The organism is Variovorax sp. 10N412 (assembly GCF_056394985.1).
Genome location: NZ_JBFTIO010000014.1, coordinates 142,405 through 168,588 on the forward strand (window position 1 = coordinate 142,405; position 26,184 = coordinate 168,588).

The 26,184-nt window shown below is 63.8% G+C and carries 29 protein-coding genes and 1 pseudogene; 11 read left to right on the forward strand and 19 right to left on the reverse strand.

Annotated elements, in window-relative coordinates; all coding sequences use genetic code 11:
• Positions 1-40: 40 nt before the first annotated feature.
• Genes AC1DJH_RS25640 through AC1DJH_RS25650 form a run of 3 tightly spaced genes read left to right on the forward strand, consistent with a single transcriptional unit; the run spans position 41 to position 3,895 of the window.
• The gene (locus AC1DJH_RS25640; RefSeq protein ID WP_478187642.1) at positions 41-1,612 is read left to right on the forward strand and encodes an AMP-binding protein; all 1,572 of its coding nucleotides are present in this window, start codon (positions 41-43) and stop codon (positions 1,610-1,612) included.
• Positions 1,613-1,626: 14 nt separating this feature from the next.
• The gene (locus tag AC1DJH_RS25645) at positions 1,627-2,862 is read left to right on the forward strand and encodes an acyl-CoA dehydrogenase family protein (protein WP_478187643.1); all 1,236 of its coding nucleotides are present in this window, start codon (positions 1,627-1,629) and stop codon (positions 2,860-2,862) included.
• 46 nt (positions 2,863-2,908) lie between these two features.
• On the forward strand, positions 2,909-3,895 hold the full coding sequence (locus AC1DJH_RS25650) for a Bug family tripartite tricarboxylate transporter substrate binding protein (RefSeq protein ID WP_478187644.1): 987 nt from the start codon (positions 2,909-2,911) through the stop codon (positions 3,893-3,895).
• 121 nt (positions 3,896-4,016) lie between these two features.
• Here AC1DJH_RS25650 and AC1DJH_RS25655 read toward each other — a convergent pair whose 3' ends face one another.
• Positions 4,017-4,322, reverse strand: coding sequence for a hypothetical protein (locus AC1DJH_RS25655; protein WP_478187645.1), 306 nt, complete (start codon positions 4,320-4,322; stop codon positions 4,017-4,019).
• A gap of 161 nt (positions 4,323-4,483) precedes the next feature.
• Between AC1DJH_RS25655 and AC1DJH_RS25660 the strand changes: the two genes are divergently transcribed.
• Positions 4,484-4,858, forward strand: a complete 375-nt coding sequence (locus AC1DJH_RS25660; RefSeq protein ID WP_478187646.1) for a response regulator — start codon at positions 4,484-4,486, stop codon at positions 4,856-4,858.
• Between the two features lie 552 nt (positions 4,859-5,410).
• On the opposite strand, the gene AC1DJH_RS25665 is transcribed toward AC1DJH_RS25660, so the two are convergent.
• The 3 genes from AC1DJH_RS25665 to AC1DJH_RS25675 form a co-directional block, all read right to left on the reverse strand.
• A complete protein-coding gene (locus AC1DJH_RS25665) occupies positions 5,411-5,818 on the reverse strand; it encodes an Hsp20/alpha crystallin family protein (protein WP_472119966.1) in 408 nt (135 codons plus the stop codon).
• A gap of 24 nt (positions 5,819-5,842) precedes the next feature.
• Positions 5,843-6,280 (reverse strand): Hsp20/alpha crystallin family protein, encoded by a 438-nt coding sequence (locus AC1DJH_RS25670; protein ID WP_435440857.1) that lies wholly within the window; start codon positions 6,278-6,280, stop codon positions 5,843-5,845.
• Positions 6,281-6,398: 118 nt separating this feature from the next.
• Positions 6,399-6,734 (reverse strand): hypothetical protein, encoded by a 336-nt coding sequence (locus AC1DJH_RS25675; protein WP_478187647.1) that lies wholly within the window; start codon positions 6,732-6,734, stop codon positions 6,399-6,401.
• Between the two features lie 215 nt (positions 6,735-6,949).
• Between AC1DJH_RS25675 and AC1DJH_RS25680 the strand changes: the two genes are divergently transcribed.
• Positions 6,950-7,222 carry a hypothetical protein gene (locus AC1DJH_RS25680; RefSeq protein WP_435441525.1) on the forward strand — a complete coding sequence of 91 codons (273 nt, stop codon included), beginning with the start codon at positions 6,950-6,952 and terminating at the stop codon, positions 7,220-7,222.
• Positions 7,223-7,335: 113 nt separating this feature from the next.
• Here the strand turns inward: AC1DJH_RS25680 and AC1DJH_RS25685 are convergent, their stop codons facing one another.
• The 9 genes from AC1DJH_RS25685 to AC1DJH_RS25725 all read right to left on the reverse strand — a co-directional run bounded on the left by AC1DJH_RS25685 (position 7,336) and on the right by AC1DJH_RS25725 (position 16,579).
• Complete coding sequence (locus AC1DJH_RS25685; RefSeq protein WP_478187648.1) at positions 7,336-8,835, reverse strand: sensor domain-containing diguanylate cyclase; 1,500 nt, start codon at positions 8,833-8,835, stop codon at positions 7,336-7,338.
• Between the two features lie 232 nt (positions 8,836-9,067).
• Entirely contained in the window at positions 9,068-9,673 is a 606-nt protein-coding gene (locus tag AC1DJH_RS25690; RefSeq protein WP_478187649.1) for a L,D-transpeptidase, read from the reverse strand.
• Positions 9,674-9,692: 19 nt separating this feature from the next.
• Positions 9,693-9,995 carry a proteophosphoglycan ppg4 gene (locus AC1DJH_RS25695; protein ID WP_478187650.1) on the reverse strand — a complete coding sequence of 101 codons (303 nt, stop codon included), beginning with the start codon at positions 9,993-9,995 and terminating at the stop codon, positions 9,693-9,695.
• A gap of 191 nt (positions 9,996-10,186) precedes the next feature.
• Positions 10,187-10,546, reverse strand: coding sequence for a hypothetical protein (locus AC1DJH_RS25700; protein WP_478187651.1), 360 nt, complete (start codon positions 10,544-10,546; stop codon positions 10,187-10,189).
• 155 nt (positions 10,547-10,701) lie between these two features.
• Positions 10,702-12,462, reverse strand: coding sequence for a RecQ family ATP-dependent DNA helicase (locus tag AC1DJH_RS25705; protein WP_478187652.1), 1,761 nt, complete (start codon positions 12,460-12,462; stop codon positions 10,702-10,704).
• Positions 12,462-12,794: a hypothetical protein gene (locus tag AC1DJH_RS25710; RefSeq protein ID WP_478187653.1), complete on the reverse strand. Its 333-nt coding sequence runs from the start codon at positions 12,792-12,794 to the stop codon at positions 12,462-12,464. The genes AC1DJH_RS25705 and AC1DJH_RS25710 overlap by 1 nt, the downstream gene beginning before the upstream one ends.
• Before the next feature lie 2 nt (positions 12,795-12,796).
• Entirely contained in the window at positions 12,797-13,243 is a 447-nt protein-coding gene (locus AC1DJH_RS25715) for a DUF2934 domain-containing protein (RefSeq protein ID WP_478187654.1), read from the reverse strand.
• A 612-nt stretch (positions 13,244-13,855) separates the two neighbouring features.
• On the reverse strand, positions 13,856-16,387 hold the full coding sequence (gene ligD, locus AC1DJH_RS25720) for a DNA ligase D (protein WP_478187655.1): 2,532 nt from the start codon (positions 16,385-16,387) through the stop codon (positions 13,856-13,858).
• A 15-nt stretch (positions 16,388-16,402) separates the two neighbouring features.
• Positions 16,403-16,579: a DUF3606 domain-containing protein gene (locus tag AC1DJH_RS25725; protein ID WP_478187656.1), complete on the reverse strand. Its 177-nt coding sequence runs from the start codon at positions 16,577-16,579 to the stop codon at positions 16,403-16,405.
• Between the two features lie 201 nt (positions 16,580-16,780).
• Here AC1DJH_RS25725 and AC1DJH_RS25730 point away from each other — a divergent pair, with 201 nt between their 5' ends.
• The 3 genes from AC1DJH_RS25730 to AC1DJH_RS25740 all read left to right on the forward strand — a co-directional run bounded on the left by AC1DJH_RS25730 (position 16,781) and on the right by AC1DJH_RS25740 (position 19,067).
• The gene (locus AC1DJH_RS25730) at positions 16,781-17,269 is read left to right on the forward strand and encodes a hemerythrin domain-containing protein (protein WP_478187657.1); all 489 of its coding nucleotides are present in this window, start codon (positions 16,781-16,783) and stop codon (positions 17,267-17,269) included.
• A 336-nt stretch (positions 17,270-17,605) separates the two neighbouring features.
• Positions 17,606-18,826 carry a zinc-dependent alcohol dehydrogenase gene (locus AC1DJH_RS25735; RefSeq protein ID WP_478187658.1) on the forward strand — a complete coding sequence of 407 codons (1,221 nt, stop codon included), beginning with the start codon at positions 17,606-17,608 and terminating at the stop codon, positions 18,824-18,826.
• A gap of 34 nt (positions 18,827-18,860) precedes the next feature.
• The gene (locus AC1DJH_RS25740; RefSeq protein ID WP_478187659.1) at positions 18,861-19,067 is read left to right on the forward strand and encodes a DUF3606 domain-containing protein; all 207 of its coding nucleotides are present in this window, start codon (positions 18,861-18,863) and stop codon (positions 19,065-19,067) included.
• Positions 19,068-19,261: 194 nt separating this feature from the next.
• On the opposite strand, the gene AC1DJH_RS25745 is transcribed toward AC1DJH_RS25740, so the two are convergent.
• A complete protein-coding gene (locus AC1DJH_RS25745; protein ID WP_478187660.1) occupies positions 19,262-19,489 on the reverse strand; it encodes a hypothetical protein in 228 nt (75 codons plus the stop codon).
• A gap of 247 nt (positions 19,490-19,736) precedes the next feature.
• Between AC1DJH_RS25745 and AC1DJH_RS25750 the strand changes: the two genes are divergently transcribed.
• The gene (locus AC1DJH_RS25750; RefSeq protein ID WP_472115255.1) at positions 19,737-20,609 is read left to right on the forward strand and encodes a glucose 1-dehydrogenase; all 873 of its coding nucleotides are present in this window, start codon (positions 19,737-19,739) and stop codon (positions 20,607-20,609) included.
• A gap of 410 nt (positions 20,610-21,019) precedes the next feature.
• Here the strand turns inward: AC1DJH_RS25750 and AC1DJH_RS25755 are convergent, their stop codons facing one another.
• The 4 genes from AC1DJH_RS25755 to AC1DJH_RS25770 all read right to left on the reverse strand — a co-directional run bounded on the left by AC1DJH_RS25755 (position 21,020) and on the right by AC1DJH_RS25770 (position 23,247).
• A complete protein-coding gene (locus AC1DJH_RS25755; protein WP_478187661.1) occupies positions 21,020-21,262 on the reverse strand; it encodes a hypothetical protein in 243 nt (80 codons plus the stop codon).
• Between the two features lie 203 nt (positions 21,263-21,465).
• Positions 21,466-22,176 carry a glycosyltransferase family 2 protein gene (locus tag AC1DJH_RS25760; RefSeq protein ID WP_478187662.1) on the reverse strand — a complete coding sequence of 237 codons (711 nt, stop codon included), beginning with the start codon at positions 22,174-22,176 and terminating at the stop codon, positions 21,466-21,468.
• A 54-nt stretch (positions 22,177-22,230) separates the two neighbouring features.
• Complete coding sequence (locus AC1DJH_RS25765) at positions 22,231-22,581, reverse strand: DUF2934 domain-containing protein (RefSeq protein WP_478187663.1); 351 nt, start codon at positions 22,579-22,581, stop codon at positions 22,231-22,233.
• A gap of 474 nt (positions 22,582-23,055) precedes the next feature.
• The gene (locus tag AC1DJH_RS25770; protein ID WP_478187664.1) at positions 23,056-23,247 is read right to left on the reverse strand and encodes a hypothetical protein; all 192 of its coding nucleotides are present in this window, start codon (positions 23,245-23,247) and stop codon (positions 23,056-23,058) included.
• Between the two features lie 983 nt (positions 23,248-24,230).
• Here AC1DJH_RS25770 and ku point away from each other — a divergent pair.
• Entirely contained in the window at positions 24,231-25,154 is a 924-nt protein-coding gene (gene ku, locus AC1DJH_RS25775; protein WP_478187665.1) for a non-homologous end joining protein Ku, read from the forward strand.
• A gap of 19 nt (positions 25,155-25,173) precedes the next feature.
• Positions 25,174-25,953: an exodeoxyribonuclease III gene (locus AC1DJH_RS25780; protein ID WP_478187666.1), complete on the forward strand. Its 780-nt coding sequence runs from the start codon at positions 25,174-25,176 to the stop codon at positions 25,951-25,953.
• A 54-nt stretch (positions 25,954-26,007) separates the two neighbouring features.
• Here the strand turns inward: AC1DJH_RS25780 and AC1DJH_RS25785 are convergent.
• Positions 26,008-26,184, reverse strand: a pseudogene (locus tag AC1DJH_RS25785) (nitrilotriacetate monooxygenase); the annotation flags it as partial.

A 26,184-nucleotide genomic window follows, 5' to 3' on the forward strand; every position in this document is an offset into this window, starting at 1 on the left:
TCTTCATTCCGTGCCGTGGCACGGAAATCCAGGAGACAACTTGCAAACCACCACCCCGGAGATCGCCAACGTCGGCGAGCTCGCATCCCGCGCCGCCCGCCTCCACGCGAAGCGTCTTGCCGTTACCAGCGCACAGCGCTCGGTCACCTATGAAGAACTCGAACAGCGTTCCAACCGCCTGGCCAATGCGCTGCACGGCCTCGGCCTGCAGCGCGGCGACCGCGTAGGCGTGTATCTGCCCAACTGCATCGAGATCGTCGAGCTCGAACTCGCGTGCTACAAGGCTGCGCTGGTGAAGGCGCCCATCAATGCAAGGCTGGCGCCGCTCGAGGTGGCCGAGGTCATCGCCAACAGCGAGGCGACGCTGGTCGTCACCACCACCGAGCGCGCCGAAGGCTTTCTCGCACACCTGAAAGGCGCAGCGCCGCGCCTGCTGCTGCTGGACGCCGCCGAATACACGCCTGCGTCCTACGAAAGCGTTCTCGCGCGCGCCAGCGACCGCTTCACGCCCGTGCGCGTGCACGCCGACGAACTCGCGGTGCTGCACTACACCTCGGGCTCCAGCGGCGTGCTCAAGGCCGCGATGCAGACTTTCGGCAATCGGCTCGCGCAGTTGCGCAAGTTCCTGATGCGCGCGGACAACCCGCGCCCCGGTGATCTGCTGGGCCTGGTCGGGCCCATCACCCATGCCTCGGGCATGCAGCTGGTGCCGGCGCTGTGCAGCGGTGCCACCATCCGCCTGTTCGGCGGCTTCGAGCCCGCGCGCTTCATCGCCGAGATGAAGCGCGAGCGTGTGACCCACACCTTCATGGTGCCCACCATGATCAATATGCTGCTGGCCGAGCTGCAGGGCCGCTATCGCCCGCTGCCCGACCTGCAACGCCTGGGCTACGGCGCGGCGCCGATGGCGCCCGCGCGCATCATGCAGGCCATGGACGTGTTCGGCCCGGTGCTCTCGCAGGGCTACGGCGCCGGCGAGACGACCTCGGGCGTGTGCGGCCTGAGCGTGGAAGACCATTTGTTTGCACGCGCCGCGATGCCCGACCGGCTGGCGTCGTGCGGGCGGCCCTTCCTCGAATCGGTGGTGGAAATCGTCGACGACGAGGGCGTGCCTGTAGCCACGGGCGAGATCGGAGAGATCGTGGTGGGCGGGGCCGACATCTTCGCGGGCTACTGGCGCGCGCCCGAACTCACGGCCGAAGTGTTGAAGAACGGTCGATACCACACCGGCGACCTCGCACGCGCGGACGACGAGGGCTACATCTACATCGTCGACCGCAAGAAGGACATGGTCATCAGCGGCGGCTTCAACGTGTATCCCTCGGAGGTCGAGGCGGTGCTCTACCAGCATGCGGCGATCGACGAGGCCTGCGTGTTCAGCGTGCCGGACGACAAGTGGGGCGAGGCCGTGGCCGCGCATATCGTGCGCAAACCCGGCGCCGTGCTCGACGCCGCGGCGCTCGATGCCTTCTGCGCCGCGCGGCTCGCGGGCTTCAAGCGGCCGCGCCGCATCGAGTTCGTCGAGGCGCTGCAGAAGAACGCCAACGGAAAGATCGCGCGCAAGGCCATCCAGACGCCGTACTGGGCGGGCCATGACCGCCGTGTGAACTGAGGACCCTCACCGCCATGACCACGCCAACCACCACAGACGAGCCCACCGCCGGCTCCCGCGTGCGCTCGCCTTTGTTCGACGGCCCGTTCGAAGGCTCCGAGCGCGCGGCCGACCTGATCGCGCGCATCGGCGACTTCCTGCAGGGCGAACTCGCTGCCCTGGTGCGCGAAGAGGGCATCGACCATGAGCACAGCCCGGGCAAGCCGGTGCTGCAGCGCGTGTGGCGCCGCTCGCACGAACTGGGCTTCTACGGCATGACCTTGCCCACCGCCATGGGCGGCCTCGGACTTTCGCTGCTCGACCATGTGCTGATCAAGGAGTCGATCTACGCGAGCGGCTCGCCGCTCGCGCCCCATGTGTTCGGCGAACTCAGCGGCCCGCCGCGCGTGGGCGCGCTCGCGCGCCACGCCACGCCGATGCAGCTCGCGAACTTCATCGTGCCGGTCGCGCAGGCCGAGAAGGCCATCTGCTTCGCGCTCACCGAGGCCGAAGCCGGCTCGGACCCCGGCGCGCTGCAGACGCAGGCCCGCCTCGAAGGCGACAGCTATGTGCTCAACGGGCGCAAGCGCTTCATCTCGGGCTCACCCTTCGCGGACTACGCGGTACTGATGGCCTCCACCTCCGACAGCCCCGAGCGGCGCGAGATCTCGGCCTTCTTCGTCGACCTGCACCAGGCTGGCGTGGAGGTGGTAGCGGGCTACAAGACGATGGCGGGCCAGCAGACCACCGGCGACATCGTGCTGAGCGACTGCCGCGTGCCGGCCACGCACCTCATCGGCGCGCCCGGCCGCGGCCTGGCACTGGCGCTGGGACGCATCACAGTCAACCGGCTGCTGCATTGCCCCGGCATGGTCGGGCTGGCCACCGTGGCGCTGAAGGACGCGCGCGACTATGCGCGCACGCGCCGGCAGTTCGGCCGCCCGATTGCCGAGTTCCAGGCAATCCAGCATTCGCTGGCCGACATGGCCACGCAACTGGCCGCGGCGCGCGCGCTGATGATTTCCACCGCGCGCCAGCTCGACGCGGGCGGGGACGCACGCGCCGACGCGTCGATGGCCAAGCTGTTCTGCTCGGAGTCGGCGTTCCGCATCGCCGACGCGGCGGTGCAGATCCATGGCGGCGAAGGCATCGTGCAGGGCAGGCGCGTGGAGTTCCTGTTCCGCATGCTGCGCATGTACCGCGTGCTGACCGGCACCAGCGAGATCCAGAAGAACATCATCGCGCGCGAGTTGCTCGGCGAGGCGCCGTAGGCATTCCCGGCATGAATCACAAAACAACGATCCGGAGACAAGCGCTTTGAACATCGACCTTTCACGCCGTGCGCTGTGCCGCGCGTTCGCGGCATCACCCCTGCTGTCGCTCGCGGACGCCGTGCGAGCCGCCGACCAATGGCCCGGTCGTCCGATCAAGTGGGTGGTGCCCTACCTGGCAGGCACCGGCCCCGACACCGGCGCACGCATCCTCGCCGAAGCAGTGGGCCGGCTGCTCGGTCAGCCGGTCATCATCGAGAACAAGGGCGGTGCGGCGGGCAACATCGGCGCGCGCCAGGTGGCGCATGCCGCGCCCGACGGCTACACCTGGCTCTACTCAGCCGCGCCCATGGCCGCGAACGTGTTGATGTATCGCTCCCCCGGCTTCGATGTGATGAAAGACTTCCGCCACGTCATGCGGCTCACGACGTCGGATGTGCTGCTGGTCGTCAACCCCGCGTCGGGCATCGAGACGCTGCAGGACCTCGTCGCCAGGGCACGCGCCCACCCCGGGAAACTCGACTACGCCTCGGGCGGCGTGGGCACGCCTTCGCACCTGGGCGTCGAGCTGTTCCTCCATGCTGCCGGCATCAGCGCCACGCATGTGCCGTACAAGGGTGCATCGGAACTCGTGAACGCGGTGCTGGGCGGCCAGGTGAGCTTCGGCATGCCGATCTTCGCGGTGGCCTATCCCCACGTGAAGGCGGGCAAGCTCAAAGCCCTGGGTGTTGCCAGCGCAACGCGCAACGCGAACCTCCCGGAGGTGCGCACGCTGGCCGAGCAGGGACTGCAGGGCGTGGAGCTCACCTCGTGGGGCGGACTCTCGCTGCCCGCGGGCACGCCCGATCCGATCGCCTCGCGCATCTACGAAGTCTTCAGCCGCGCGCTGAAAGACCCGCGGGTGGTCGCATCGATGACCGAACTCGGCAGCCAGGTGAGCCCTTCGACGCCTGACGGCTACCTCCAAGTGATCAGGCACGAGATCGACTTGACCGGACGCATGATGAAGAGCGCGAACATTCAGCCGTTGTAACGGGGATGCCGGCCGCACCCTCGCCACGACAGGCCCCGTCCTGGCGGCCGTTGCGCTGTGGGGCCACGGTCTTGTGGTTGTGAAGTTCTCCGAGGGCTTCTGCGGCAGTTCGGCGGTTGAACTACCTCTTTCCCGCCTTGGGCTTGGCTTGGCGTGTCGAGACCTTTTCCTCCAATTTTCGATTGGCCTTGTCCAGGGCCTTGGCTGATTTGCTGAGCCTTTTCTCGATCTTTGCCGTCTGGGCGACTGCTTGATCTACATCACCAGAGCGCGCCTCTTCCGCCAGCTCCTTGTCCAGTACGGCGTGCACAACGACCAGGTCATCGGCAGCCGCCTTCACCTCCTGGGCCACCTGCTTGGTTGTCTGAACGGCATCCGCGGTTGGCAAGTCTTCGTGCGGGGAGACCTTGGTGCGTCGAGCTGGCATATCGATTCCTTCGTGCGTGGCGGTTGCTACTCAGTCTCAATCTCATCGAAGACGCGGCGTGGGACTACAACGCCGAACCCGGCGGGCCGTAAATTAGCGCGCTTCAGGCAGTTTCAATCCCCCCTACGAAAAATCTCGATCAGGCGCAGTCGCGTACTCCGATGCCCCTTATCACCATTCTTGTCGAAGACAGCAAAACCATCCGGGAAAATCTGATACCCGCCTTGGTCGATCTTGTTGGAGCGAAGGTCGTTGCAGTGGCAGAGTCTCCGCTGGAAGCAGAAAAAGCTCTCGATGATCACCGCAATGACTGGGAGTTGGCCGTGGTCGACCTTTTCTTGAAGGACGGTTCGGGCCTTTCGGTCCTGCGCCATTGCCAAGCCAGAAATCCGCGTCAGCACGTACTGGTGCTCACCAACTATCCAACCGCAGATATTCGTGCCCGCTGCCTCGCACTGGGTGCCGACGGGGTGTACGACAAGTCCACCCAGCTGGAGGAGTTTTTTGCCGAGTGTGTGCGTTACGCAGAGTCGTAGCGCTTTGCAAGCCACATGCCGCTCACGCTCGCTCTTTCTGACATGGAGATGGATGCGACCTGGCACGCGTGCAAAAGTCGCAGCAGCGACCGTTGAAATCTCGAATGCTCGCCCTCAGACAAAGCTCATTCCCGTTCTTACATGCGCCGTATAAATATGTGGAAGTTTGTTCGGACTTTTCTTGCGGTCATGGCAGTGCCGTTTGTCGCCGTGGCGATGTTCGCTTTCGGATTGCTCGCCGCGGCAGCCCATTTGGTCGCCTTGCCGGGACTCTTCCTATGGGAAAGGTATCTCGAAACACGGCCTGTTCGAGGCCGTGAATCAGACCAGAGCGTTCGATGACGCACTGCAGGCACCTGCGAGGATGACGGACTTGCCATCTTTGCGGGTGTTGCTTGGCCAAGCCAGCTGAATCCCAAGGCAACGTGTCGAGGCACCGCGACGAGAAAAACCAAACTGACTTCTGCAAACGAATTTGCCGCCGTGTGGACCGGTTAAGGACGGTCAAATCGTCCGAGTACAAGGAATGGACAGCCGAAGCTGTCCATTCTTCTACGCGACCCGAACGTCGATCCGCCGCGGCTTGGCGTGCGCAGCTTTTGGAATCCGCAGCTTCAACACGCCCTGCGTCAACTCCGCCGACACGCTCTGCGTGTCCAGTTCCTTGCTGAGGGTGAACACGCGCCTGAAGCGGCCGAGGCCAACCTCCGTATGGCTGGATTTCAGGCCCTCGGGCACTGGAAGATCAGATTCCGCCTCGATCGTCAGCGTCGCCGCCTCCACCTGCAGGTTCAGCTTGTCGCGGCTGACGCCGGGCAGGTCGGCGTAGAGCGTGATGCCGCCGGCATCCTCGACGACGTCCACGGCGGGTGTCAGCGCTGCCTCGCTGTAGCGGGAACGCTCCTGACGCGCGCGCTCGGTGGCATCGGCCGGCTGCGATTTCTGGATGTTGTTGGTCATGGCAATGGACTCCTTCTTCGAAGATCACTGGATGGCGATGCGGCGCGGCTGCGCGGACGCGCGACGCTGCACGGTGATGTGCAGCACGCCGTCGCGCAGCTTGGCGTCCACGGCATCGGGGTCCGCATCGTCAGGCAACGTCATCACCCGGCGGAAAGTGCCCTCGAAGCGCTCGTTGATGTGGACCGCCGCCTTGTCGCCGGACTGGGGCAACGAGCCCTTTCTCTCGCCCGAAATCGTCAGCAGCCCGCGCTCCAGGTTGACCTCGAGCGTGGAAGCGTCCACACCCGGCGCAAACGCATAGATCTCCAGCGCTTCGGGCGTGCTGCCGACATTCAGTGCCGGAAAGCCGTTGCGGGCAAAGCCGCGGATGGTGGGGGACAGATCAAAGGCCTGCTGCACGTCGCGCTGCAGGCGATCCATCTCGGCGAACAGGTCGCGAGGATCCAAGGATCGATACATGGCGAAAACCTCCGTGAAGTTGAACGGAGCGCGGGAGCGTTCCCGGCGCTTCCGTGGAGTGATCTGGGTGCTGCAAAACGGGTTTCAAGGGCCGTCGCCGCACCTGGCAGTTGCTTCCCTACTGCGGTCTTGCAGGCTCACGCGAAGCGCAGGACGCAGCCGCGGAGCGGCCGAAGGCTGCCGTCATGATCCTTGGCATCTGGAACCTCCAGCGCGGCGGGCGCGACTCGGGAAAGTCGAACTTCGAGAGCTCTTCGCGCCCCTTCTGGGTGACCGCGAGCACCTGGGCAGCAGGGGGCGACCCCGACAGGGTCTGGGAACCCGAAGACGAAGGAACCAGTGCGACGACGAGGCCGGCGGCCCGAAGCACCCTGACGCTGTCGATGTCTTCGTTGCGGTAGAACGAAACGGGCAGTCGAGAGCCCGCAATTTGCCTGAGCAAGTTCATGGTCATTTCAGTACCTCCTTGTCGGTGACCAAATTTCGACGGCAAGGAAGATAGACCTTCCTGCGGCAGATTTCAAGAGGGCGAAATCGGCGGCTGAAAACGCGAGGCCGCAAGAAAAAAGGACCGGCCTCTCGAGCCAAGTGGAGGCTGAAGCAACAGCCCGCGTACCCGTGGGGTAGAGTGCGAGTTCCTCAACACGGAGCCCGCAAGGGAAGGACAACATGACCACACCGCAAGAGGCAACAGGAATGGCTTCGGCTGCAAACTTTCTCGGCACGGAGATGGCGCTGACAGCAGTTCTGAGAGCGCTGATCAAGACGCACCCCCAACCGAACCTGCTGGCGCAAGAACTGGAGCAGCAGCGCCAGTTTTCGCAGGCTCACCTGGAAGCAAGTCCGGTTCCGGAAAAAGCACTCAGAGGGTTTGAACTGACCTGGGCACTGGTTCTTCACCAGCATCCGGCGCAAGACGTACGGCTCGTGCCGTCGCCATAGGCGATCTCGGCGCATTGAACCGCGCGGCCAACCTCGCAGCGCCGAGGTTGGCCAGTTGCGCAGCCCGTTCTACCCACCCAACGCCGACCGCGCATTGCAAGAGGCGGCCTCGTTCACCCATCGGCGCTGTGCCTTGCTGAGCAGACGCGATCACGGCCTTGCGTCTTCGCTTGATAGAGAGCCTTGTCGGCCGCTTCGATGAGCTCTTTCGGCTGTCCGCTCATGGGCGACGGCCTCAGTGCCTCCACGCCGGCGCTGAGGGTCACGAATCCGGCTGCAGTCCCCGCATGTGCGATCCTCAGATCGCGAACCGCATTGCGGATTCGTTCGGCCAGGGCGACCGCTCCCTGCACGTCGGTGTTTGGCAGCAGCACCGCCAGCTCCTCTCCTCCATAGCGAGCAGCAAGATCCCCTGGACGCCTGGAAGCGACGGCCGCAATCGTTCGCCCAATGGCTTGCAGGCACTCATCGCCGGCTGCATGACCATAGATGTCGTTGTACTGCTTGAAGCAGTCCACGTCGATCATGATGAGGGCCAGCGTGCTCGCCTCCCGGATTGCGCGGCTGAATTCGGTGTCCAAGGTCACATCGAACTTCCGGCGATTTGCGAGCCCGGTCAGCCCGTCCTCCATCGCAAGCGTACTGAGGGTTTCGTTCAACGTCTCCAGCGCATCTCGCGTCCGCCGCAACTCGGCCTCTGTCTGAATCTGCAGCTCGAATTGCTTGACCAGACGCCAACCGATGGCGCTGACGATCAGCACCAGGAAAACGACGCCCGCCGAGTGCCACAACGTCTCGCGCCACCAATCGGCGAGGATTTCCTCCTTGGACAAGGACGCAGCAACGAACAGCGGGTAGTTCGGCAAGCGTTGGAAGCTGTTCAGCCGCAAGACGCCGTCCTGGGCAGACCTGATATAGGCTGTTCCGACCGGTCCTTGCGCAAGGTAGGCGCGAAAGAGATCGCTGCCGCGCATATCCCGTCCGACCACGCTTGGGCTGTAAGGCCGGCGGGTGATCATGGTCCCGTCTTCCCGTATCAACCCCAGGGCGCCGGCCTGTCCGATGTCGAGACTGTCGTAGAACTTGACGAAAAAATCGACCTTGATCGTTGCAAGCGCGACGCCCGCAAAGCTGCCGTCAGGATGATTGATGCGCCGCGAAATGGGAAAAAGCAATCTGCCACTGGTTCGACTCTTCACCGGGACGCCGACATGGGGGCGGCGGTCTGTATTGTTGCGATGGAAGAGAAAGTACTCTCTGTCTGCGTTGCTCAGGTTCTGGGGCCAGGTCTGGCGCGAGTTCGCAACCCAGTTCCCGTCCTCGTCGTAGATGTGCAGCCCGTCCAGTTGCGGCAGCTCTGCGATGCGCATCGCGAGGAATTCACGAAGTCGAGCGACCTCGGCAGGGCCTGCTCGCTCGGATTCCATCCGTTCGACGATGTCGACCAGCGTGGTGTCCGCCAGCTTGATCTGATCGTCTGCTTGCTGCGCCATGGCGCGCGCGAGATTGGCGGTCGCTACACTCATTTGCCGAAGGTGGAGCGCACGAGACTGCCAACTGTTCCAACCATCGATTGCAACCAGGCCGAAGCACACGACGGCCACGAAAGCCATGGTCCGGAAGGTGATGGACGGTTGACGAAACGCGGCGCGATGTCGGAGTGAGGATGTCAAGCGGCGACTTTGACACATCTGGGCCGGGCCGGAGCGATCACGTGTCGCTGAAGCTCTCCAAATCCTGGCGCACACGAGCGCGTCGATGCACGCGTTGCGCCTCTCCTGGGCAACCGTACAACGCACGAATGCAACGAGCTGCTATTCCGGATGCACGAGTGCGGCGTCCAGCTCAAGGTTTCAAGAAGCTAAACAGATCCTTGTTTATCGCAGCCTTTTCCGGCAAAACATAGACCACTCCCGGTCGGCTCCCAAGTGCAGGCTTCACATAGGCATCGTAGAAGGGCGCAGGTACGTTGATGCATCCGAAGGTGATCCGGTTGTCGTTGGGCGTTGGCGTTGCGAGCCGCTCCAGCCGACGCTCGGCTTTGACGTTGGGTCGTACACGGTGCATCGACACTGCCGCGTCGTAGTCCACCCATACGATGTCCTCGCCCGAAAGGTTGAGCCCCGGTTCGCTCGCAAAGCGGCCTGCAGGCGTAGTCCGCTCTTCGGGACGAATGTCCGACATCTTCCGCTCGCCGATGCCCGGGACGGACGCGTCGCCACGCGCCAGTCCCAGCAACACCGGCGAAGAAGCTTGCAGGGAACCGTCGCCGCTGAACACAAAAACGCGCGCGAGTTGCTTGTCTACCACCGCAAAAGCACCGCTCTTGTTGTCGTTCGAAGCAACTGCCGTGTGCGCAAGCCTTTGTGCGTCGCCCTGAGCCGCGCCACTCATCAGAGGTGACAAAAGAAATGCCGCCAGAGTGGCGCGGTAGATAGCGCGGGCATTCACCGTTTCGCGCCCGGTGTGATCAGTTCCGGTCGGCGCGCGCCGCGCGCATGGGCCGCTCGGGTGCCATGGCAGTCGTAGCTCCAGTATTGCTGGAGTTGCTCATGCCGGCGTTGCCCGAACTGGGAGGGGCGCTACCCATGCCTGTCGCTGAGTTGCTTTGAGGCGTTGTGCCGGTCGTGCCCATCGGGCCGCCGGCTGGGTTTTGCGTCCCGGCCGCAGTAGCAGGATTCGGCGGCGCCGTCGTGGGCGGCGTGCCCTGTGCAAATGCTGCGGCGGATGTTGCCAGTGCCAGTGCGGCGATAAGTTTGTACGTCTTGTTCATGATGAGTCTCCTGGGTTCGAATGTCAGCACATCGAGAGCACCGATCAAGATCTGACCGGTTGTGCACGATTTGCCCCGCAATACGAAATGCACGTGGGCAGTTGGCGTGCCACCGCGTAGGAGATCATGAAGAAGCGGCGCCTGCGCCGTATCGGCAACGAGCGCGGGCCGGCCGCCAGACGGGAATGTCGCTACTTGAGGACGCCGAATCCGAAGGCCGTGGGCTTGCCTCGCTTGGCGTCCGCCTCCTGCCGGGGCCTCGTAGTCGGCGCGGCGCGTTTGCCGGAGCGCGGGTCTTCGGGCTCTGAATCGGCGAGTAACGGTGCTCGAGGCCCGATGTCCAGGTCGTCGGTAAGCGCTTCGAGCGCGGCCAGCCCCTCGGCCATCGCAGCATGAAAAGTGCGCTCGGCTTTGCGGGCTCGTTTCAGGGCGTGCCAGTCGTCCGCGCCGTCTGAGCCGGCCTCGCTCAACACCCATTTGAAGGCGCCGGGCTCGGGTTCCTGCACATGGACCGATATGCGGCGCAGCGCATCTTGCGAGGGTTCAGTCATGCAGGGCTCCCGACGCGGTTGGATTGCAATCCAGATGAAAATGAATCTTCCGGGACTTCAGAATGAGAAGTGAAGCTTGCTGCAGTGTGCACTTGATCTCCTGTCGCAGGGGCGGCCTCAGGCTGCGCTGTCGGCCTGCTGTTACAGAGCAGGCGTCAGGCCGCATGCGCGCATGCCGGCAAGGACTTTGTGATGGCTGCGGCGCGCGCGCTAGGCCGGCGCAGACCCGTCACATAGTCCGGATGAAAGCAGCGTTCGCTTCCATCGTCAAACCCGATCGTGACCGAGCTGCCGTCCCACGCAATCACCGTGCCCCGGCCGAAGCGCTGGACCTTCACGGCGTCGCCGATACAGAAGGCCGACAACACTTCCGAGGACGGCGCTGCGTTCCCGGCGCTCACGATGATCGGTTGCGCCATGGCCGCCTCGTGGGCCGCAATACGGCGGCAGTTGTCGCACGTGCCGCAGCGCTCAAGGCGCGCCGACTCGTCGAGATCGCCCAGTAGCAGCTGCCACCTGCATCGGCCGGACTGTGCATACGCGACCATGCGTTCGAGCGTCTCGCGGTCCTGCAAGCGACGCTGCGTGTAGGTGTCGAGCAAGGCCTGCAACTCGGCTTCGGTGGTCTCGGTCTTGCGCACCGACAGGCGTCCGCGCCGGTCTGCCTTGAGCACCTGCGCCTGCTTGAGCAGCGCGATGCCGGCCTGCACCCGCGTGCGCGGCCGTTCCAGCGCGTCGAGCAGGCCGTCGGCCTTCCAGCCCGAGGGATCGGGCGATGACGCCAGCAACTGCCGGTAGATCGCGTCGAGGTCTTCGAGCTGCGGATATTTCCCGGCGAGAAAAAACTGCTGCACCGTCCGGTCCTTGGCGTGAAAGAGCAGGGTGCAGCGCGCACGCTGGCCGTCGCGCCCGGCGCGTCCCGCTTCCTGGTAGTAGGCGTGTAAGCTCGAAGGCATCTGGCCATGCAGCACGAAGCGGATGTCGGGCTTGTCGATGCCCATGCCGAACGCATTGGTCGCCACCATGACCCGCACGTCGCCTGCCATGAAGGCCTCTTGTGCGGCGGTGCGCTCGCGCGAACCGAGCTTGCCGTGATAGAGCGCCACGGACACGTCGCGTGCCTTCAACGCATCAAAGGTGCGCTGAGCGGCCTTCACGGTCGAGGCATACACGATGCCGCTGCCCGGCTCCTGGGCGACGAACTCGACGGTGCGGCGCAGACGCTCGCCCTCGTCCGCAAGTTGCTCGACCGCGAATTGCAGGTTGTCGCGGTAGGCGCCGGTATCCACCAGGCCCGTGCGGGGAATGCCCAGTTGCTTCATCACGTCGGCGACCACCTCTTCGCCGGCTGTGGCCGTCAGCGCAAGCACGCCTGGGCTGCGCAGCGCCTTGATGGCGGGCCCTATCTCGAGGAAGGCAGGGCGAAAGTCATGCCCCCACTGCGAAATGCAATGCGCCTCGTCCACGACGACCAGCGCGGTCGGGTGCGCACCCATGCGCTCGAGGAAATCGGGCTCCGCCAGCCGCTCGGGCGTCGTGAGCACGACGCGCGCGCTGCCGTCTGCGATGTCGCGCTCGGCCTGCGCGAGTTCGTCAGCACCTAGTGCGCTGTTGACCTGCACCGCGTGGATGCCCAGCTGCCGCAGCCGGTCGCACTGGTCCTTCATGAGCGCGATGAGCGGTGATACCACCACCGTCTTGCCCTCGAGCAGCAGCGCCGGCAGTTGGTAGCACAGCGACTTGCCTGCGCCCGTTGGCATCACGGCGAGGGTCGGCAAGCCCGCCATGACCCGCTCGATCACCTCCGCCTGGCCGCGGCGCAGGTGCGCATGGCCAAAGACGCTGTGCAATACCTCTTCGACGCCGCGCGCGGGCGGCCTGGATCTCTTAGATGCCCCTTCCGTGTCGCGTGGCATCAGGCGTCCTCGGTATTGCTGTCGTCTCCTTCGTTCTGTTCGCCTTCGGCGGCAAGTTCGTCGGCGCTTGCAGCATCGAGGTCGTCGATGGAGGTCGACGCTTCGAAGGCGTCATCGGGGAAGACTCCCACCCTGTCGGGCAGGATGTCCGCATTGGTGGCTTCCTCGAAGCCAGCCTCGCCGCCCTCGCCGCCCTCGGTGGCCGCGCGGTCGCCCGTGCCCAGGGCATCGCTGCCGCTGTCGCTTGAGTCGCTGGGGCCCAGGCTTTCTTCGTCGGTTCCCTTGGGTTCGAGGGGAGGGCGCTCACCGCCCAGGATGCTGCTCGTCGCCATGTTCAAGTTCCTTGGTCCGGGGTGGTGGCGTTTGCCTTCTGGTTGACTTCCTGCTCGGCTTGCAGCCAATCCTGTTCTTCGCTGCCGGCGCTGCCGCCCTCACGCTCACGCCGCTGATAGGCCTCGTAGGCCGCGCGACGGATTGCGGCCTCGCGTGAGTCCTTGTCGGGCGCGGCGTCTGGTGCGGCACCCTGGCCGGCACCGGGCTCGCGATTGGACGCCGGCGTCAGGTCCTCGGTCAGGCCGAATGCCGCGGAGTCGTCCTGCTTCGTGGCTTCCACGTTTTTGCGCTTGTCCTGCATACGCTCGGCAGGACCGGGGCCGGACACGTCTTCGCCTGCTGCGGTCTTCTTGCCGGTGAAGCTTTCACCCGCTCCCATGTTGTCCACGCCGCCGCTGGTGGCGGGGCGGGTTCCGTCGCCGGAACCACTGACGGGTATGTCGCTCATTTCATTCTCCTGTGCACTGGGGTTGGTCGTTCAATTGATGGTTTCAGGGTGCTCATTGGCTTGGCGGTCGACTGGGCCGTCAAAGACCACCAAGCTCACCATGGCACTACCCGGCTCAACGGTCGGTGCGACGGCGCCGCTCGTTGGAAAACCGTGAGAGGTGATGCCATGCAAGAGGTGTTCATGCCCGAAGGTTCAATCTCACCTCTGCGCTAACGCGTAGGCGCACTTCGACGCGCCGTGTCTGAGATTGGAGCTTGAGCACATTCCCAGGCGCAGACTCAAAGACGAGCCCGCAGAGACTGCGAACCCTGCGCTGGGACGCACGTCATCGCGAGCAGCTGCGTGCGGTGCGCTTGGGTTTCTAGCGCATCGAAGCATGGGCGCAGCGGCCGCAGACCGAATCGTCGCGGCGCACGGCGCCGGGCCGTTGTTGCCAGCGTCGAGGAACTGACCCGGCGGGCGCGGTTCGCGCAATGCAAATGGGCCAAGGCACGCCAGCAGAACTTCCAGCGTGCAAGCACGCCGGGAAGCTTCGTCTCCCGACACGAACGCTGGTGAACTTCGAGGCTGGCCATGGGCATAGCTTCCTCTGGGCAATCCAGATGCCTGTCAACGCTTGTACCCCAGCAACTTCATCGCCTCCGCCAGCGGCTGGCGCGCCTTCCAGTAACCGGCCCACGGGTCGGAGATCTGGAATGACAGGTGCTCGCGCGCGGTGCGCACGTTCCACTGCGCGCCGCTCTTGAGCTTCGGGAGGTCGTCCCAGCTCACCGGAATCGAAACACCCAGACCCGGGCGCGCGCGCGCTGAGAATGCCGCCGCGGTGGTGGCGCCATGACCGTTGCGCAGGTAGTCGATAAAAAGTTTTCCCACGCGGTTGCTCGGCCCGCTCTTGGCGACGAAGCGCATGGGAATCGTCTTGGCCATGTGTTGGACGATGGCCTGGGAGAAGCCTTTGACCGTGTCGTAGTCGTAGCGCGGTGCCAGCGGTACCACGACATGCAGACCCTTGCCGCCGCTCGTTTTCAGCCAGGACTCGAGCCCGAGGGCGTTGAGCATCGTTCGCATGAGCGTCGCCGCTTCCTGGATGTGCTCCCAGGTCGTCCCCTCGCCGGGATCGAGGTCGAAAATCATCCGATCAGGCTTGTCGATGGCCTTGGCCGTCGAATTCCACGTGTGAAATTCGATCACGTTCATCTGCGCGGCGCCGACCAGCGCCTTCGCATTGCCCACCTCGAGGAGCGACGTGTGTCCCGGCCAGAGGCTCTCGGGCAGTTCGGTGATGCCCGGGATTCCGATCTTCTCGCCATGCTTCTGGAAGAAGAGCTCCCCCGTCACGCCGGAAGGACCGCGCACAAGCGAGCAAGGACGACCTTTCAGGTGTGGAAGGATGAACTCTGCAACGGATTCGTAGTACCGCACCAGGTCGAGCTTGGTCACGCCTGTGCTCGCGTCGATCACGCGCTCACCATGGCTGACTTTCACGCCCGTGCCGGTGCCGGCCCCGGCAAGCTTGCTGCCAGGGCCGGTAGCTGCGCCCACAACCTTCGGCTGTTCTCTCACGATGGCCTCGGCCGGCTTGTCGTCCCGTAGCCCGATGAAGGATGCATGTCTGACCTGACCATCAGGCGTCCACTCGGCAAACGAAACCTCCGCAAGCAGCACCGGCTTCACCCAGTGCTCGCTTCCTGCCTTCCTCTTCGACCATCGCCCCGGCTTCGACGCGCCCTTGCCAAACGGGGATGCCGCTACGGCCAGCGGCAGGAGCTTTCGCATGATCTCCTCGGCCTCGACTCCGCTCCAGCCAGTCCCTACGCTGCCGGCGGGCACCAGATCGCCGTTGTCGTCGTGGATGCCGAGAAGCAGGCTTCCAATCTGAGCACTGTTGTCGGTCCGATCGGTGTAGCCACAGACAACAAACTCCTGCCGAAGCTTGCACTTCAGCTTCAGCCACGTCTCGCTGCGGCGAGAGACGTATGGCGCATCAGCCCGCTTTGCGATCACGCCCTCCATCTGCATTTGGCAGGCAGACCGAAGAATAGAAGCGGGATCTGCCGGGAAGTCGGCGCTGAACCGCACGTGCTCCGTGGCGCGTTGCTCGAAAAAATCGCGCAGCAGCGCGCGGCGATCCTTCAACGGTACGTCCCTCAAGTCGGCGCCTTCGAAGAAGGGCGCATCGAACACGAAGTAGACGATCTGATCAGCGCCTTGTTTGCGGTCGAAGGCGTTCTGCAGGGCATTGAAATCGGGTGCGCCGTTCGCGCCGAACACGACGATCTCACCGTCAAGAAACGTGGAGTTCAAGCCTAGCGTTCCGAGCTCCGCCACCAACCCGGGCATCTTCGCCGCCCAGTCATGTCCGCCGCGTGTGATGAGCGCGGCTTTACCCTTTTCGATCCTGGCCATCAGCCGGTACCCGTCGAACTTGATTTCGTAGAGCCACTCGCCGGCAGACGGGATCCCAGCTGCCAGAGTGGCGAGCTGCGGCTTGATGGTCTGGGGTAGAGGCGCCTTGCGCGCGCCAGCCAGCGGGTTCGATGGCAACGCCTGCGTCTTCGACAGCGCGGGCTGCGGACTCTTTTTCTTCAGCGGCTTGGCGATCACGCTGTCCGGCAACGTCGTCACGACGTCATATTCAGCGTGCGGTCGCGCAAATTCATCCTTCTTCTTAAACAAGATCCATGGCTCTTGTTTTTCACCGCCCTTGGCAATATTGACCAGCTCCCAGAGGCCTTCGAGTTTCTGGCCATGCAGGCGGAAGACCAGCTTGCCCGCAGCGAGTCCCGCACGCGGGTCGCCTACGGGTTCCCAGGTGCCGTTGTCCCAGACGATGACGGTGCCGGCGCCATATTGCTTCGGCGGGATGGTCCCCTCGAAGGAAGAGTAGGAGATCGGGTGGTCCTCCACATGGATGGCCATCCGCTTCTGCTTCGGGTCGAAGCTGGGGCCTTTGGGAACCGCCCAAGACAGCATCACGCCATCCAGCTCAAGACGGAAATCGTAGTGAAGGCGAGAGGCGGCGTGCTTTTGAATCACGAACGAGAGCGCGCCGGGGTTGGCCTTGCCACCTTCGGCGGGCTCGGTCGTGATTGTGAAATTGCGCTTCGCTCGATAGAGCGAGAGCGCGTCCCCTTGAGTCACAGTGTCGCCGCCGTGCTATTTTTTTGCCAAGTGCTCGCGGACTTTCTCGGCGGAATTGCCTACCGCCTTTACCGCCGCGCGAAGCTCGCCGGGAGTGCATCCCAGGCTTTTGGACCCATCACGCACTTCGTAGTCTTGTTCAAGCGAAACAAGCTTGCGGTCGAGCGCGGTTCTATTGCTGTCGTCCGTCATGGCGGGTCACTCCAAAAAAGCCACCTTGCGAGGCTTCGCAGGTTGCCGATGTAGGCAGTCGTCGCAAGCGCGGCTCAGAGAGAGACAGTTCGCGCAACCCGCGATCTTGAAAGCGCCCGACGCGTCATAGAGAAGCGGTCCTACCGCGGCGCTCCGGCTGAACTGCAATCTACGGTACTCCACAACACAGGAGATTCCACGATGACCACCAAACGCGCAGCACCAGATGCATGTTCCTTGCTGGACACGGATCACAAGAACGTCAAGAAAATGTTCGCCGCCTATGAAGAGCTGACCTCCTCGAAGTCGGCCTCGGCACGCGCCAAGAGGCGCGATTTGGCGATGCAGATCTGCATGGAGCTGACCGTCCATACCCAGATCGAGGAAGAAATCTTCTATCCCGCAGTGCGCGAAGCCATCAAGGACACCGACCTGCTGGATGAGGCCGACGTCGAGCACGCCAGCGCGAAGGACCTCATCGCCCAGTTGCAGGATGCTACCGAGGTCGACGACATGTTCGACGCCAAGGTCAAGGTTCTGGGGGAGTACATCGATCACCACGTCAAGGAGGAGCGGAACGAACTCTTCCCCAAGGCGAGGGCGGCGCGCAAGCTCGACCTCGTCGGGATGCGCGAGACGCTCGCGGCCCGCAAGGAAGAGCTGATGGCCGAGATGGCGGTTATGGCTTAGTGCCGGCGACGGCGCAGCCCTCTCGAAGCCGCCATGAAGGGCGGCTTTGTCATTCATGCGAGAGGCAAATGACAAGCAAGGATGCCGATGAAGGCCAGCCGTTGCTCCCACCGGATCGATACCCGGCGCGACGAGCGAGCTGAATGCACACCGGTCGCGCTTTGAACTTTCAGGACGGCCAAGCGCGAGCAGCTATCGGCAATGGCGGAGCGGCGCGCACGCCGACTGCTTGTGCTCCTACAACGAGGCCGGGTTGCTGGACCTAATTTTCATCGTTCGGGCAGCCCATCAGTGCATCTCTTCACGCTTTCTATCCCATCAAAGGAACACCGCGCCATGAAAGCCCTGACTTATCAGTCATCCAAGAACGTCAGCGTCGAAACGGTACCCGATCCGGTGCTGGAGCAGGAGGACGACGTTCTGCTGCGCGTGACCGCTACGGCCATCTGCGGCTCCGACCTGCACATCTTCCGCGGCAAGATTCCCGACATGGAGGCCGGCGACATCCTGGGCCACGAGTTCATGGGCATCGTGGAAGAAACCGGCAAGGGCGTGACGCGCCTGAAAAAGGGCGATCGTGTGGTCGTGCCCTTCACCATTGCCTGCGGCCAGTGCTTCTTCTGCAACAAGACGCTGTTCGCCGCCTGTGAGACCACCAACCCTGGCCGCGGGGCCATCCTCAACAAGAAGAATGTGCGTTCCGGCGCCGGGCTCTTCGGCTACTCGCACCTGTACGGCGGGTATCCCGGCGGGCAGGCCGAATACGTGCGCGTACCCAAGGCGAACGTGGGTCCGCTGGTGATCCCGCCGGGACTGGCCGACGAGCAGGTGCTGTTTCTCTCGGACATCCTGCCCACCGGCTACCAAGCGGCCGTGAACGGAGAAGTGGGGCCGGGCTCGACGGTGGCCATCTTCGGCGCCGGGCCGGTGGGCCTGATGGCAGCGGCTTCGGCACGGCTGCTGGGGGCCGAGCGCATCTTCATGGTCGACGAACACGCCTATCGGCTCGAGTTCGCACGCGCCACGTACGGCGTTGAACCGATCAACTTCAAGGACATCGACGACCCCGCAGGCGCCATCATCGAGCGAACCGATTTCCGCGGCGTCGATGCCTCCATCGACGCGGTCGGCTTCGAGGCCAAGGGCAGCACGCTGGAGACGGTGATGACCGACCTCAAGCTGGAAGGCTCCAGCGGCAAGGCGCTGCGCCAGGCCATCGCGGCCACGCGCCGCGGCGGCGTGGTCAGCGTGCCCGGCGTGTACGCGGGCTTCATCCACGGCTTCCTGTTCGGCGATGCCTTCGAGAAGGGCCTGACCTTCAAGATGGGCCAGACGCATGCGCAGCAGCACATGCCCAAGCTGCTTGAACACATCCAGGCGGGCGACCTGAAGCCCGAAGTCATCATCACCCACCACATGGCGCTGGAAGACGCGGCGCGCGGCTACGAGATCTTCGAAAAGGCGGAGGAGGAGTGCCGAAAGGTCGTGCTGACGCCTTCGGGGCCGCGACCCCTGGCGCCTCTCGCCGCCGACGCCGAGCGGACGCTGCCGCTCTGAGCGGAACTTCTTTCATCACCAAACAGGAGACCTCATGACAAATCCGAACGAATCCACGACACCCCGCATCGACAGGCACGACGCATCGCAGGTCGAGCGATGGACACGCGAATTCGGCGTGACCGACGAACAGCTGGCTGAGGCCATGGCCAAGGTCGGCGACAAGGCGGCTGATGTGGAGCTGTACCTCAAGGGCAGCCGCAGCTCGACCAACGCGGACACCGCTGAGAAAGCGAAGTAGCTCTCCACCCGCTGGCGCGATGGGGGCCCAGCGTTTGAGGGCTTGGGGTTGGAGCGCATCGAGCTGGAAGCCGCAACATGGGTGTTCGCGACGGTGGCGCAGGGCCGCCGGTTGCTGCGCGGCCATCCGCGCACACAGGCGATCTGCAAAAGTGCTTAGAACTGGCCTCGCCGGTCGCCAGTGCGGTCGTGAATTCAGCGCATCGCTTGTTGCTCTCCGTGCCGAATTGCCTCCGCCGCGGTGCTGTAGACGATCTCTTCCGTGTCGTTCGGAAGTTGCGTCTCTTCCTCATCCGCGGGCGTGCGCACAAGAACGACGACCGGGCGATAGCCGCCTCGCTGCGCCTCCACGCGAAGTTCGAATCGGAAGCCGCGGTACTCCAGGGAGTGGCCGTCGGAGCTGGGTATGTTGTCGTTTGTCATGGGTGTGCCTTCGCGAGATGCGCAAAGCGTGCGCTACCGCCGGCGAGACGGGATGCAGGCACGCGGGGGCTCAGTCTGAAGGACGGGGCCCCGTGCGATCCCGAGGTTGGGGCGTGGCCGAAGTCGCGCGCCGCCGATTCGCGGCAAGGAGGCGCGAGGTCGAGCACTTGTCCGATGGAAGCACGCGGGCCGTAGGGTAGCTTGGGAGCCGAACCCATTCGAACCCGCAACCGAAACGGAGCGCACCATGACAGACCCACAGCACGCAGGCCCCCGTCCGCCCTTCGACACACCGGAGCAGTCGCCCCCCGGGTTGGAGTCGAAGATGGAGCCCAAGCCGGACTTCGGCGAGACCTCTTATGTCGGGAGCGGCAAACTCAAGGGAAAAGCGGCACTGATCACAGGCGGAGACAGCGGCATCGGCCGCGCCGTTGCGCTTGCCTTCGCGCGGGAAGGCGCAGACGTGCTGATCTCGTACCTGGCGCAGGAAGAATCCGATGCGCAGGCCTGCAAGGAACTGATCGAGCGCGAAGGCCGGGTGTGCGTCGCGGTGCCGGGCGACATCTGCGAGGAGGCGCATTGCAGGAAGCTGGTCGACACCGCCGTGCAGCGCTTCGGCAAGCTCGACATCCTCGTGAACAACGCGGCGTTTCAGATGAGCCACAAGGACCTGGGGGAGATCAGCGCCGAAGAGTTCGACCGCACCTTCCGCACCAACGTCTATGCCAACTTCTTTCTCTGTAAAGCGGCCGTGGCGCACATGAAGCCGGGCAGCGCGATCATCAGCACCGCCTCGGTCAACGCCGACAAGCCGAACGCCACGCTCGTCGCGTACGCTGCGACGAAGGGTGCTATCCAGAACATGTCGGGCGGCATGGCGCAGCTGCTGGCCGACAAGGGCATCCGCGTGAACTGCGTGGCGCCGGGCCCCTTCTGGACACCGCTGATTCCTTCGACCATGCCGCCGGACAAGGTGAAGGAGTTCGGCACGCAGACGCCCATGAAGCGCCCGGGCCAGCCCGCCGAGTTGCAGGCGGTGTACGTGCTGCTGGCATCCGACCAGGCGAGCTACATCTCCGGCGCCACCATTCCGGTGACGGGCGGCGTGCCTTTCATCTGAGGCAGCCGTGATATTCGCGCCTGTGCAGATCGGTGCAAACCAGCCGCCCGGGACGTGTGCGTTCTACGTCCGCGTGCTGATTCATGTCGGCCTTCAGCGGGCACGGGCGGCTTCGACTGGCCCTCATCGGGCTGCATTTATTCGCCGAGTTTCGACGATCTCTTCGAGCACTTCCTCAAGGCTCGACCAAGTCGGAAACAAGATGGCGTTGTCCGAAGAACTCCAGCGGCCACCGGCGGATAACAGTTGCGTGGCGAGTTCCCCTGTGGCTCCCACGAGGGCAGACTGCGACCACCCAATTCTTGGCAAGGTTTCTCGCACATCGCAGCCCAGTCGTATTGCCGGTTTTTGAGCGCGCAGTCCGCTCCGACCTGCAGGAGAAAGCATGGCAGTCCTCCAATTTCCCGGCGTCAGGTGCCGTGTTCGCTCGCTGCACGAGCCTCCCACTCCTGGATGAACTGGTCGGCGCGAAACTGCAAGCGGGCCTGGGCTGCCTCTTGGCTGCCTTGCAGTGCAATGACGAAGACACAAAGAGTCTCTCTGCCTTGCCGCAATTCGGCCTTCCCCGAGACCGCGCCGTCGGCGTTCTGCATGAGCACGACATCGCAGTGCCAGCCGACAGGCAGATCGAGGTCGAGACCAAGAAGAGGCATGGCAGCAGGATAGGCCTTCTGGTGGGGCGCCGCCAGTTTTCCTTGGCTCGCATGGTTTTTTGACGCTTGGCCAAAAGACTCATCCCTGTTCGGACGAAGAGTGCGCGCGCCGTCGTTCGCTGGGCTGCGTTTGCAGTTCGCTGCGGCTTTTCCGCGATGTCGCTGTGTCTATGTAATGGAGCGGCGCGCTCAGTGCCGGCATCTCAAGCGGGCACAGCCGAGGCCTGACTTGGAGCCGCCGCCTCGGCAATGCGCTGTGCTACGGCGTTCAACAGCGCGCCCGCGAACCCGCCCGGTGCTCGCGCTTCAACACGCGCGCTCGTTACCACTCGGGGCAGTGAGCTCCACGCGACCTGTCGACCGGCAGCGACCAGCGCGGCGACCAATGCCTCGTCTTCCCCGCAAGTGAGATGCTTGAAGCCGCCGACCTCACGGTATGCCTCCGCGGACACACCGAGGTTGGCCCCGTGCACATGACGATGACCATCGCGATCAAAGTATGTTTCACCGAAGTGCGCCTGCAGCAGGTCGGCGTTGGAGCCGTGCGGTGACCAGTCCTGCACGCAAACCGTGCCACAGACCACATCCACCTGCAACGCGAGCTGGTTCGCCAGCCACGCTTCGGACACCACGGTGTCCGCATCGGTGAAGGCGAGCCAGCGAGCGCCGCGTGCCAGCATGGCTTGTGCACCGACGGCGCGGGCCATGCCCACGTTTCGCGCGCGAACGCTGACAGTCATTGCACCGGTGGCGGCAGCAAGTACACAAGTTGCGTCAGTGCAGTCGTCCAGAACGACGATCGTTTCCACCAGTTCGCCCTTCAAGGCGGGATGATGCCCAGCACATTGAACTGCGGCGAGACAGCTGCTGATGACCTGCTCTTCGTTGTGTGCCGGGATGATGATGCCGATCATGGGAATAGCTCCGCTGTATTGCTTGTTTGGCGTGGTGGGCCGGGAATCTCGAAGCTATGTGCCGCTCTTTGGATCCATCTTCGCTTCGGCCTCAAGCCAATCGCTTGTTTCGTCGCCTGGTCCCCCATTGCGACGCAGATATGCCTCGTACGCGGCCCGCCGGATCGCGTCATCGCGCGTATCGGCGCTCGAAGGGAACACTGTCGAATCAGCGTGCCCTTCGCTGGAGGAGACCTCGGCCTGCGAATCTTCCGCGTCTGCCTGCTCGGCCTCACCCGGATAACCATGCGACTTGTTTGCCTCGCGTCCCATTCGGCTCCCCTCGGCAGGGCTGTCCTGACCAACGGCCCGAGCTTGGTCAATATTGACCGGTGACATTTGCTTTTGACTACCACTCTGCTTCATCAAAACTCCTTGAAAGGTGAGCGTCACGCAGGGTAGGGACCGTGGCGTGCCTTTTTATGTAGGACGCAATCCCCCTCCGCGGCAGGGCGCAAATTCAGTTCGGAACTTAATCTGGGTTAATGCAGCGACCCATGACATGACGCACGATGGCGCCCTCGCCCGATCCAAGCGTTGGAGAAGGTCCTGATTGATGATGCTGCGCTGGCCAGGCGCCTCTGGGTCATCACGCTGCTCGATGCCGCGCAGCATCGACAAGGGATCTATGACTTTTCAGCCTCGCGGTGCTGCAGCGGGTGGCTCACTTTTTTTGCGAGACCCATGACCAACTCCTGGCGGTGGGTCGGTCCCGCGGCTGTAAGGGCCAGGTTCGCTCATCACAGGTCCAGGTCCTCGACAGTCGGCGTCGGGCCATGAGCTTTGCGCAGACCGCGCGCCCAGTCCGTGCATTCGCTTCTTGCACTTCCCACCGCGAGGTTAGTGCCGGCTCGTTGCAGCGCGTACCACGGCAGCTGTCGCAAGAAGAATGCTGGCAGTCAACGCAGCAATTGCCAACAATCCTTCCGGCGTCACCTGCACTCGCGCCTCGATTTGCAAAGGCTTCGTCTTCAAAATGAACGCCGCCGTCTGAGAAGGAGCCGGACGAACGTCCGGTGTCTGTTCGTCCAAAGCCGTCTCCTAGCCTGGCGAGCGAGCAGTGCCGGCCGACGACGTCGTGCTCGGAGCTGAAAATAGTTCTGTCAATGTCCGAACATCGACAACTGGCAGGCCCGAATCACGCTCTCTTTGGACGGCGAGGTGCAAAAGCGCGAGCGTCGCGAGCAACGTCAAAACTGCGACGAGCAACCAAAATTCGCCGCCGGGTCCGCAGCGAAAGGGGCGGTGTGGGCTGTCCATCATTCAACGTCCTTTTCTGCAAATGTTGTTGAGTCGTTGGGAGGCATCATGAGTTTTACGGGCGGGTACGAACTCAGCAAATAGATGATTTCCGTGACCTCCTTGCTCCTACACAGCCTGGACCTGGATCGCATCGCGGTGGCTTTGCAATCAGCCGAGCCGCCGCGGCTTCCCACGAACGGCGGTCATCTACGCTGGGACGCGTGCTGGTCGCCTGAGGATCACGGGAGATCAAGGCGCGATGAGCAACGCCGTGTCCAGCGCGAGCTGCGCGTTACGACCTCAAGCGGAACTTGCTCACGCGCAAAGACCTGACTTTCCTACGTCGCTTGGACTTTCATGGCCCGACACCGAAGGTATGAAAAACCTATTTCTTCGCACTGTCGCCCCGATGCTCGTCTGTGGCGCGCTGGGCGCAGTAGCAATGGGCCAGGCGACGGCCCAGTCCTCTGGAAACCCGAAGGGAACGGCCGCGCCTACCTCCAGCGATGCGCAGAAGGCGCCTGCGGCTCGGCCGCCCACGAGCGGATTCGGCGACAGCGGCAAGATCATCACGGACGAGAGCACTGCCAGGGCACGCACCCAGACAAGCAAGCCGCCAGCTTCCATCGGCGGCGGCAAGGCGACCCGGGACGGCGGGCCCGGTAAGTCCGGAAGCGGGTCCACCGCCGGCGGCGCCAACCCGTCTGCCAAGCCAGTGCCTCAATAACTGCCGCCGAAGGGCGGGCAACTGATCGTTTTCAACAAGGATTTCCATGGCCACCAGCAGCAGAACCCTGTGGAAGGGCGCGATCACCTTCGGCCTCGTCCACATTCCCGTGGGCTTGCACACTGCCAGCATCGAGCAGGGCGTCGACTTCGACTGGCTCGACAAGCGCAGCATGGACCCCGTGGGTTACAAGCGCATCAACAAGAAGACGGGCAAGGAAATAGACAAGGACAACATCGTCAAGGGCGTGGAATACGAGGACGGCAAATACGTGGTGATCTCCCCCGACGAGATCGAGGCGGTGTATCCGCGCACCACGCAAACCATCGAGATCCAGCGCTTCATCGACGCCAACGAGATCCCGTTCGTATTCTTGGAGCGACCCTACTACGTCGCGCCGATCAACAAGGGCCAGAAGGTGTATGCGCTGCTGCGCGAGGTGCTCATCAAGACCGGCAAGGTCGGCCTGGCCAAGGTGGTGATCGCGACAAAGCAGCACCTGGCCGTGTTGGTGCCTTCGGGCAAGGCGCTTGTCTTAAACCTTTTGCGCTGGGGCGACGAGGTGAAGACGCTCGAAGGGCTCGACCTGCCTGCGGCCGGTGTCAAGGGTGCCAACGTCACGGCCGCCGAGATGAAGATGGCCGAGCAACTGGTCGGTGACATGTCGGGCAAGTGGAACCCCGACGACTTCAAGGACGAGTTCAAGCACGCGGTGATGAAGATCGTCGACAAGAAGGTGAAGGCCGGTGACACCGAGACGGTGATCCAACCAGAGGAAGAGGCCCCCGGCGATTCCGCGCAGATCATTGATTTGACCGAGCTGCTCGCGCGGAGTTTGAAAAGCGGGAAGAGCGCAAAGGCTCCCCCGAAGGGCACGGCTACGGCGAAGAACGACGGAAAGGACAAGCGACCGGCCCGCAAGGCTGCGGCGAAAAAGGCCCCGCCTGCAGCCAAGCGCAAGGCCGCTTAGGCGGCGCGCAAAGCGGTTCGTGCGCGTAGCCACCTACAACGTCAACAACGTCGTCGCGCGGCTTCCTCAGCTGCGCGCCTGGCTTGAAGTGACCAGGCCAGACGTGGTTTGCCTGCAGGAGCTCAAATGCGTCGGATCGAATTTTCCGTATGAAGAGCTCGCCACCCTCGGCTACGAGGCGCTGGTTCACGGCCAGAAAACATGGAATGGCGTAGCAATCCTCTCTCGAGGGTCCACCCCCTTGGAAATACGCCGTCAGCTACCCGGTGACCCGGCGGACAAGCAGAGTCGATACCTCGAAGCAGCCGTCAATGGCATCGTGGTGGCGTGCCTGTACCTTCCCAACGGCAATCCCTGGCCGGGCCCGAAATTCGACTACAAGATGGCTTGGTTTGACCGCCTGTATCGCCATGCGTCGACATTGATCCGATCCGGCCATCCCGTAGTGCTTGCAGGGGACTTCAATGTCGTCCCCACGGACGACGACATCTATGCCAGAGCGGCTTGGAAAGACAACGCGCTCCTGCAGCCGGAGCCGCGCGCGGCATTCCGAAAATTGGTGAAGCAGGGATGGACGGACGCGCTCAAGCCAAAGCAGGGCCAGGCGACCCCGTACACGTTTTGGAGCTACCTTCGCAACAGGTGGCCACGTGATGCGGGCTTGCGCATCGACCATCTTCTGGTGAGCAAAGCGCTCCTGCCGCGGCTGGTATCCGCTGGCGTTGACAAAGCCATGCGTGGTCTGGAAGGGGCCAGCGACCATGCCCCAGCATGGATAGAGCTGGATCACCCTGCATAGGGCACGCGATTGCCGTGAAGGGACGCGAGCCCGGCCGCAAGGACCCCCGCCCGGTCAGCTCGCCAGCGCTTCGTCGAGTGCTCGCCGCGCCGGATGCGCGGGCCGCTGCAGGCCCAGGTGCTCGCGCAGCGTGCGGCCTTCGTACTCGGTGCGGAACAGGCCGCGCCGGCGCAGCTCGGGCAGCACCAGCTCGATGAAGTCGTCCAGGCCGCCCGGGAACCAGGGCGACAT